Origin of the sequence: Pseudoalteromonas sp. 2CM36K (genome assembly GCF_023161865.1) — a bacterium.
Lineage (GTDB): Bacteria > Pseudomonadota > Gammaproteobacteria > Enterobacterales > Alteromonadaceae > Pseudoalteromonas > Pseudoalteromonas tetraodonis.
Window position 1 is genome coordinate 1 of the sequence record NZ_JALNTK010000044.1, and the last position, 5,648, is coordinate 5,648.

The following is a 5,648-nucleotide window of genomic DNA, read 5'->3' on the forward strand; positions in this document are numbered from 1 at the left end:
TTTCTAATATCGGATTTTGAAGCCATGGAAAGATCAGTCAAGTGATCATAAAAATATTCTTAACTGATCTGCATTACACGTTTGTGGACTTTTTAATACGCAATAAAAAGGAAGAAAACGAAACCGATTTATGTTTTTTCTAAACGACAATTAAGCTTCATCAATAAAATACTTGCTTCACAATTTATAGCGTTTCAAATCGTTATTATTCTCTTAAATTAAACAGGATCGGCCGGAGGCACATCAAGGTAGTCAGTTTCAGTCCTTGTTGTCCACCAATCACTTTCTCTATATTCTTGAAAGTACTTCGTAACTTGATTACCTCTGGTCTGTTCCATCACTCGTGTATCGCCAATCTGTGGCATGTCTGGTTGTGGGTTTTCTACCACAGTTGAAAAAGTATTCATATTGCTTGAACATTTATTATAGAAATATGTAACTTTGACGGGTAGAGTTGGATCTAATTTCTTAAGAGGATTTAAATCTGTTACGATGGAAGACTCTAATATTTTATCGCCAGTAGTGGTGTATTCCGATTGATACTTTACGCACACACCTTTATCGTGAGGAGTAGTGCTTGCTAGGCTTAGTGAGCTACTAAATAATAAAACAGAAACCAATAACTTAATTTTCATTATATATCCTTAATTTACGAAAGTTTAAATTAGTTTTAACCATAACAGCTCAATTTAATGTATTACAATAGTACCTTTTACCTGTTTTGGGTCATTGGATATAAAAATAAGAATGCCTCTATTAGGTTACTGATACTGAATATTATGAAATTACTGACTAATGAATATCATCAGGTCAGTACAAAGATATTTGATCAATCCCAGCACGAGTCAGGTTTTCACTGTCAGATCTTGTTTGAATTAATATACATAAAACTCTTTTTATATCAACATGTTATAAGTGTTGAACTCCTTAAATAAAAATGCGTTAACGTAAGCCTTAGATTGAAAGAATGATTACGATTATATTTGCAATTTAGAGAGCTACTTTGATATCAAATTGAACTGTAAATGCATGATTTGCATATTTCAATGGGACCGACTTTTGATTGAGCTACATTGATTGCATCATCTACTTTTTCGAAGTTACCCAGAAGTAATGTTCTATAATTACTTCTCATTAAGGGGCATTTCCTTTTGTGCAAAACAAAAATATTTTTGTTAGCTTCAGATAAATCGAGAGTAAATTCTTCCTGCATAGCTTCTTTAATTTTTCAGAGTTGATTACGCGCACTATATTTCCATGGTTTGATAAACTAAAGCCTTTTTAGATGTAATTGAGATAAGCTGTTTTATTCTTGCGATATGCAAGAGATTAACTCTAAATCCATAACATTTTTTTAATAACAGCGGGGTTGTAGTTAAAGAACGACAGTAAATAGCTTGAATGTTTCATATTATTTCTTATCGACTTTACATTGAAAGGAAACAAGATTATGGCTACGTTAAAATTTAAAGCAAAAGTATTGAAGCCCAGAAAGGGTGAGTCTGATTTTGAAGCATTCTTAATTTTACCAAAAGATATTAGTGATTGCTTGCCGCGTCGGGGAAGAACAACGGTTGACGTATCATTTTCAGGTTATAATTTTCGTGTCATGCTAGAGCCTGCTGGGGATTTGAGCCATTGGCTTAAATTGAGCTCCAATGACATAGCTTCTGGAAATATCCGTGTAGGCTTAGAAAACATATTTGAAATATGTCCGGTTGCAGTCGAGCCTGAACCTAATGTTCCTAAGGACTTAATCGACTCAATACAAAAGTCCTCTCAGGCATTACAAAGTTGGGAAAATACAACGACAATTGCCAGGGTTGACTGGGTTCATTGGATTGAGTCTGCAAAACAGGTAAAAACCCGAGAAAAGAGAATCTCTGATGCATGTAGCATGTTATCTGAGGGAAAGCGAAGAGTATGTTGCTTTGATAACTCAGGGTTTTATAGTAAAGCTCTGAGAGCACCAAAATCTGTGGGGGAGTAAATTCTCATTTTAAAATGGCAGAGATTGCTTCAGGTGTGCTCAACCATTTCTAAAACGTTTATGCCCCTTTATGAGTTAACGCAAATACCCTATAGGTCGGCTTTGAGCGATGAGCTGACGTTGAGGTTGACTAAATATCGTAGTTCTTGATTGGTCAAACTGCTCTTTGCGCATATATTCATGAAAATGAGCGACGCGAGCATATTGTTCTATTAAACTTTACTTTAAAGCTTTAAAAAACTTTTGGTAGTAATGCTTTAGGTTATTTGTTAAGAGTAGATGAATAAGCGTCTAGTCGGCAGAAATATGCGCGATGAGCGCACTATTAAATTGTTATACAAGTAGCTGATGATTAGAGATAAAGTGGTAGAAATAATTTCACAAGAAATGAATTTGCCTATTGAATCGATTTCAATGGACAGTACTTTTTTAGTCGATTTGAATATCGACGGCGATGACGCTTGGGAAGTTTTTGAGCGTTGTTATGAACAATTTAACTTAGATCTATGCAACTTGAAATTCACAGATTATTTCAGCTCAGAGCCTTGCTACAAGGGAGCTTTCTATATGTTTCGTAAGCTATAGTTAAAAGACGAGCATTTAGCAAGGAAAAAGGAAAGATTTACTGTAGCTGATTTAGTCAATGCTTGTGAACAAGGTGATTTTGAAAAACTTGTATAACAACTCAATAAACTCACTCACTTCGTTCGCTGGGACGCATACACGCGGGGCGGCTGCGCCATTATGCCCCACATGTCTGCGCCCGTTATTGAAAAGTTACATATACAAAGTAATCCACATCATATGAATAAATTGCAGAAATGGATTTTAAGGGCTTACTAACAAAGCCATGCCCAACTCGCATTCCAAGAACAGGTGATAGCGGTAAGCAAGTCAATTGCTATTCGATCAGTTTATATGAAGGCAATATCCCAATTATGCTGGTTAACTCTATTGATGATAACTGTCTAAGTGGCAGCCATTTTGAGGGAGATGGTTTTCGCACCGATGCATCTATTCCTTTCAATCTAACGAAAGGATTAAATATCAGGATTGAACATTATCACGGCCTCATTACACATACATACACAGGGTTAATCGACTTCGCAATTCATGAGTGGACAAAATTTTATAGGCTCCAATCTATTTTTGCTCTAGCAAAGCATTCTGTTCCGCAGTTCTTCTTTAATAAAAAGAAACTTCAGCTTCCCAAACGAATGTCAATTCTAGAAGCAATAATTGCAAAACAATCCGAGGAGCCCGAAAAGGCATTTAGTTCTTTAGATCTTATGAGCTATATGTATTCTCTCAGGTGGTATCTTCACCCTCAGAGATCAGAGTTGCGGAAAAAGATGGATTTATATTTATCGTCATTTGAGGCTTCTGGCGAGCTTAGACGTAACGGTGGCAAACTTGAATATTTTATAACCGGGAAAGCCGTATCAACTCTTGAACAGTATCAAATAGAAACTGCCAGAGCTAAAGATGCTGAATCTTCTAATACTTGGATGCTTAGGCTTACTGCTATTTTGGCATTTTTCGCTGCATTTCAATCAGGTTTAATTACTTCACCCGCATTGATTGATTTAGGGGAGGTATGGCAATGGCTAATATCATACATGTAACAAGTCAAGGCAGCATCGCCACTACGTGGCTGGACGCGCTAACGTGCGCCGCTGCTTGAGTCGTTACGAACGTCCGCTATTGGCACAGAGCTGCCCTTCGTCTCTAACAAGTTTTTGTCCATAGGCGAGTTATCTGCCGACTCGCCATTGCCCCAAAATAATTCAGAGCAGATGCTCTAGAGTCAAATTTGAACGAACTACAGAAGTTACCCAAAACAGAACGAATGAGTAGTTAGGTAGCAGCCTCTGTATGCGTAAAAATATAATTGCGTATTAAGAAAAATTTAGATTTAATGAATACATAATAAGCGCTGAGAAATGCAGGGAAAGCTTACATTACACTAGCTAAGCTGATTAAATTAGCTAGGAAAGTGAGAGCCATTAAAAAGCCTACTTTTTATAAGTAAAGCCATAGCATAAACAACACCAACTCTGACACACCGAGTAGGTAGCGGCTCAGTCCAACAAGCGATTATGCAACACAAACTGCGTGTTGCATAAATACTAAAATGTTAAAGCACTATACAGATGGAGTAGTGAAAAATGGATGTAATTGATTATTCGACATATTCAAAAGAAGAGCTTTTTGATGTTTTACAGAATATCGATCATGAGCTTTACCACCAAAATGCGCTTGAGGCCTATCGAGTTTTAGCGACTAATTTTGGTGTCAAAGACGATGAAATAATTGATTATTTTCAGGATGAAAGCCTCATGTCCTTCTTGCTGAAACTATGTTTATTCCCATTTGCTAATAATTCTGCTTGTACAGGTGAGGAAATGAGAGAGTGTAGGCTCTCGTATCTCTTCAATTTTTCGAAATCGAGGTGCTTAAATATGGAGTTTTTAAACTCAATTCAATCTTCAGTTTGGTTTGCTATGAGTGGGGCTCTTGCCATTAAGCTGTTGGAGCTTGCTGAATTACACAAAGTACCAACAGAAGAGCGTCCAGATTTTAAAGACTTGTTGTATTGGCTACCATTTTTCATTTTACCTCTCCTTGGTGGTGGATTAGCTTTTGTATATGTTTCATCAAATACTTTGCTGAGTCCTATTCTTGCTGTAAATGTAGGTTTGTCAGCTCCACTAATGCTTAGGGCTATGGCTCAAGCAATACCTATAGACCCTCCAGTAATTAAAACTCCCCCAGATGCTTAACTCTGCTGTGAAATTAACCTTCTGAGAGAATGAAACTTTATTATTCAGTATTTGGATAGTTGTGAAGGTTTAACCAGCGCCAGTATGAAACTCTATTTCCTCAACCTCATATTTCCTAACCAAAACACAGGCCTTACAGCCCCATTCAGTATGAAACTATATTGCTGGGCTACAGCTTTCACCCATTTTATGCAAGGGGCTTTGACAGCAATCACATACTTTCTGGCCTTCATCGAGGTCAACAACCACCTCAACTCGCGGTAACTGCGCTGGCAGTGGGCAGCGTTTAGGTTTGGCTTTTTCTTTCTTTATTGAGGGGGATGTTGCCAATAGCGCTTTATCATACTCATCAAGCGTTGCTTCCACTTCATTGAATACTTCGCCTGCCCCCGGCATCTTCTCCGATTTTTTGCTGTATTCTTTAGCAAGTTTCGCGTTGTAAGCTTGCAGCAGTTCGTGAATTTGCGCATCTTTTTTAGCTAATTCTTCATCCTTTTTCACAACGATGTGTTGCAACTCAAGCTACATGCGTTTGAGTTGTTCTGGGTCGTCAGGCAGTGAGTGTGCATCGAGTTTCATGCCTGCAATTTAACAAAACTTTATGCACTTTTCTCGTTTTCATGGCAGATAAAATAGGATGTGTGGCAATGGTCGTTTACTGTTAATTAGATCATAGATTGATACTGCAACTCCTCATGACCAAGCACATCATACCCCGACAACAACCAATCCAGTTGCTGGGGACTGAGTTCAAAATCTTGTAGACTCGCCTGGTTTGGCCATTTGAATTTGTGCTTTTGTCGAGTAGCCAGACCCGATTACTCGAGCCCAGCCCTCTAAGAACGGTACGTGCGAGTTTCCCCGCATACCGCTCA

Annotated in this window: 6 protein-coding genes; 4 read left to right on the forward strand and 2 right to left on the reverse strand. The window is 37.9% G+C overall.

Features of this window, described 5'->3' with window-relative positions:
- Positions 1-218: 218 nt before the first annotated feature.
- Positions 219-635 (reverse strand): hypothetical protein, encoded by a 417-nt coding sequence (locus tag MTN97_RS17705; RefSeq protein ID WP_248475021.1) that lies wholly within the window; start codon positions 633-635, stop codon positions 219-221.
- An 815-nt stretch (positions 636-1,450) separates the two neighbouring features.
- On the opposite strand from MTN97_RS17705, the gene MTN97_RS17710 reads away from it, so the two are divergent.
- The 4 genes from MTN97_RS17710 (at position 1,451) to MTN97_RS17720 (ending at position 4,773) form a co-directional block, all read left to right on the forward strand.
- Entirely contained in the window at positions 1,451-1,990 is a 540-nt protein-coding gene (locus tag MTN97_RS17710) for a YdeI/OmpD-associated family protein (protein WP_248475022.1), read from the forward strand.
- Positions 1,991-2,338: 348 nt separating this feature from the next.
- Positions 2,339-2,575 carry an acyl carrier protein gene (locus MTN97_RS18175; protein WP_409418120.1) on the forward strand — a complete coding sequence of 79 codons (237 nt, stop codon included), beginning with the start codon at positions 2,339-2,341 and terminating at the stop codon, positions 2,573-2,575.
- A 236-nt stretch (positions 2,576-2,811) separates the two neighbouring features.
- On the forward strand, positions 2,812-3,615 hold the full coding sequence (locus MTN97_RS17715; protein WP_248475023.1) for a hypothetical protein: 804 nt from the start codon (positions 2,812-2,814) through the stop codon (positions 3,613-3,615).
- Between the two features lie 543 nt (positions 3,616-4,158).
- Complete coding sequence (locus MTN97_RS17720) at positions 4,159-4,773, forward strand: hypothetical protein (protein WP_248475024.1); 615 nt, start codon at positions 4,159-4,161, stop codon at positions 4,771-4,773.
- 156 nt (positions 4,774-4,929) lie between these two features.
- Here MTN97_RS17720 and MTN97_RS17725 read toward each other — a convergent pair whose 3' ends face one another.
- Positions 4,930-5,289, reverse strand: coding sequence for a hypothetical protein (locus tag MTN97_RS17725; RefSeq protein WP_248475025.1), 360 nt, complete (start codon positions 5,287-5,289; stop codon positions 4,930-4,932).
- Positions 5,290-5,648 lie beyond the last annotated feature (359 nt).